Here is a 3,040-nt window from a genome sequence, read left to right as displayed (position 1 = left end):
CTGGGGACCACGTGTTCGCCGGTCGCCGGGTGCACGCGACATCCCGCCAGGGCCAACAGGTCGTCCGGCAGGTCCGTGCCGCGGTCGGCGATTTCCCGGAAGTTGCGGGCGCCGGCCAGCACCGCGAGCACCATCACGGTCAGCACCGCGCCGATCTGGTGGCGGATGCCCCGCAGCTCGCGTGGGTCGGTTACTCCTCCGAACATGTCGGCCAGCGCCCGTACACCGGCGGCACCCGCATCGGGTTGACCGGTGGTCGAGCTACACGAATCCGGGGCGTGCGACACTGACAACGGTGGCCTCTTGTTCTGCGACGTGCTTGGTGTGAGAACCCGCATCATCGCAGGCGAGAGGCCACCACCTTGTCTCGGCGTCACGAGTCGACAGCGCTCCGGCCCGACTTCACACCAAGATCACAAGCTTTGAAATTCCTCTGGGTTACAAGCCTCGGACTGTACAGCGAGTTCCACTCAGGAAGACTTCAGGATTGGCGAGTTCCGTGTGACGAGAATATTGCTCAAGAATCGAGCGTTCTCGCCGGTGAACTTGAATGTCTGATTTCCGGGGGTGTACTCCAGCACTGACGCGAGCAGGTACCCCTGATAGTTAAAAGACTTCTTCCCCGCAGGAACGGAAAATTGGTATGTTTCAGTAGTCGACTTCGACCATTGCTGAGTAAAGGTGAGCTCAAAAGTCATACTACTTCCGACTTTTGCGAACTTCAGGTCGACCTCGGCCGACGCGGACCAGCCGATTTTTTCCGAAATCGAGAAGGTGAAACCTGTGGTAATACTCTTGCTGTAGGTTGTCGTCGAATCTGAACTCGTGTTGTCAATGGTGCCGATGTGCTGCAGACTTGCCGAGTACATCACGATGACTTGTTGACGTTCCGAGGACCACGGCAGCAGCGGCAATCCACCGTTGAACGCATCCTTGTTGGCACTCGGCAACTTGTCGAATATCTTCACTTTGTTTTCTTTGCCGATCTTGAGTTCGACCTCGGTTGGCACGTCGGCCATCAGATTTCTCCTTCAATCATCGCGATTCTTGCGTGGGCGACTCAGGCGTTTTTTCGCAACCAATCAGCGTGGTAGGTGATCACCTCGTCACTCGTGTAGACGGCAGCCCTGGCTTTGACGTCGACATACCGGTCCGCCTTCTCTTTTTTGCTGCTGTAATTGGTCAGCTTTATATCCCAGTTAACAGTCATGACGCCGACGATGTCCGCAACCGGGTAGTTGTTCTTGTTTCCGTCAGTGTTCGCATCTTTCCAGTTCTGCGCAAGGAAAATGACCCTACTATTCTTGTCTTCGTAATTCTTTCCCTTGTTGTAGGGCTTGATAATGTTGGTGAAGGTTGCCTCAGTGTCACTCTTGTCCAATCCTCCGACAAGGGCTTGTGAAGCGACGTTGGCAATGTCGACGAACAAAGACTTGATAGTACCCGGGTCAGCTTTACCGCTCTTGTCGTCGACGGTTTTTGGGTGTGCGCGATCGGCGACAAACTTGTACTTCGGATCGTTCTTGAACTGCTTCTCGAGTTTCTCGAAATTGCTTTCCTCCTGAATGGTGGCCAACTCCGTCATGTAGCCGCACCCGTATTCTGGACCTCCGACTTTCCAGTTTCCGACCCCAGTGCCCTCCAACTGCCGAAGAGACAGGGCGCCAATAACTTCCAGAGCATGCGAACCGGTGTCCCGCAGCACCGACAGGAAGCGGACCTGATCGTTGCCGGCATCGGCCAAGGCTTCGCGCAGATCACCCAGCCGAACCCCGTTGGATGTACCTGCCCCGCGACCGGTCAACTCGGAGAGCAGGTTCGCGGCCACGAGGTCGTCGCTGACCAGTTCTTCTACGAAGTGGCTGGTAGCGATGTCACTGCTGCCCAGGTGAACGAAGAAGTCACGTGCAAGCGGACTGCTCCCCCTCACCTTGTCGATGGTGGACAACGCGGTAGCGTGGACGTTCTCGCTGTCGCCGGTCTTCTTCCTGGCGATCAGATAAGACTGCACTTTGCCGTTGTAAACGGAATCGCGCACATTGTCGAGGTGCTCCCTAAGCTTCTCGTCATTCGTGTCGGGACATGTCAACCCAATTGCGCGCAACTGTTCCCTCAGTTTTTGTACGGTGTACCTGTCCGGCGTCGTCTTTGCCAGCTTGATCTTCACGCCACTTGGTTTACCGACGCGACCCTCGTTCGAGGTGAGGTTCTCCTGCATGAAACATCTCCTTGTGGGCGGATTTTGCAATGATGAAAGCTCTGATCGAGTCGATTAACAGGAGTCTGCGCCACTCGCTCGGAACACACGACCGGAGGGGGTCAGCGGTATAGGCCGTGCGAGCGGACGGCGATGTCAGTCGCGGAAGCCCAGCGGGAAGCGCCCTGCGAACAGTGAAGACACTCACTGGAATGATCGCAACAGCAACGTTGCGTCAAGCAGCGAACATCCGGAAGCGCGGTTTGACACCAATATGTCGCCCCATGGTGTCATCGACTCGGTGGTCGAACGCGCTGCGCCACGCCCGAAGACACGTACTGACACCACAGGTGTGAACTCAAGAATTACCGACAGGCGATTTCAGCAGGGCTGCGGATCCCGGACGCATTACTTCGACACCTGCAAGGGTGAACCAACCGACGAACGGTCGCTTGGTGAAGGACTGAAGCCTTTGTCACGATGGCACGGAATGCAGCCCTGGTTGCCGCCACCACCGGCGGCTCGACGCGCCCGCCGCGCGAGTCCAGGTAGGTCCGGACCCAACGCACCACCTGCGCCTGATCCTCCACCAGGTACACCTGCGCCGTCGTGGACAGGTGCCGGTGGCCGAGGATGGTCTGCACGTCGCGCAGCGACAACGCCTCGTCGCGCGCCATGCGCAACGCCGTGGTGTGCCGCAGATCGTGCATCGACCAGTTCGTGCCCAGCAGCGCGTTCACCCGCCGGAACACCGCCCGCAACGCCTCGTAGTTCATCGGCTGACGCTGCAGCCCCGAGCCGCGGTCACGGTGCCGCAACGTTCACCACACCGGATCCTGCGCA

4 protein-coding genes are annotated in these 3,040 nt (G+C 58.1%); all 4 read right to left on the bottom strand.

Annotation, left to right across the window (positions count from 1 at the left end; translation table 11 throughout):
- Window positions 1-206, bottom strand: a 206-nt coding sequence (locus ACZ6SD_RS32835; RefSeq protein ID WP_465320921.1) for a transposase family protein, incomplete at its 3' end; no start/stop codon positions are given.
- A 264-nt stretch (window positions 207-470) separates the two neighbouring features.
- Entirely contained in the window at window positions 471-1,019 is a 549-nt protein-coding gene (locus ACZ6SD_RS32830) for a hypothetical protein (protein WP_465320920.1), read from the bottom strand.
- A 41-nt stretch (window positions 1,020-1,060) separates the two neighbouring features.
- Entirely contained in the window at window positions 1,061-2,218 is a 1,158-nt protein-coding gene (locus ACZ6SD_RS32825) for a hypothetical protein (protein WP_465320919.1), read from the bottom strand.
- A 344-nt stretch (window positions 2,219-2,562) separates the two neighbouring features.
- On the bottom strand, window positions 2,563-2,973 hold the full coding sequence (locus ACZ6SD_RS32820) for a tyrosine-type recombinase/integrase (protein WP_465320918.1): 411 nt from the start codon (window positions 2,971-2,973) through the stop codon (window positions 2,563-2,565).
- Between the last annotated feature and the right edge of the window lie 67 nt (window positions 2,974-3,040).

It is taken from the genome of Actinokineospora sp. NPDC051303, assembly GCF_055586285.1.
The sequence above is the reverse complement of the archived record's forward strand: the minus strand, read 5'-3'. Positions and strand labels throughout refer to the sequence as shown.

Excerpts from the sequence above, each read along its gene's own strand:
- ACZ6SD_RS32820 (WP_465320918.1), bottom strand. The coding sequence starts at position 2,973 with ATGAACTACGAGGCGTTGCGGGCGGTGTTCCGGCGGGTGAACGCGCTG.
- ACZ6SD_RS32830 (WP_465320920.1), bottom strand. The coding sequence starts at position 1,019 with ATGGCCGACGTGCCAACCGAGGTCGAACTCAAGATCGGCAAAGAAAAC.
- ACZ6SD_RS32825 (WP_465320919.1), bottom strand. The coding sequence starts at position 2,218 with ATGCAGGAGAACCTCACCTCGAACGAGGGTCGCGTCGGTAAACCAAGT.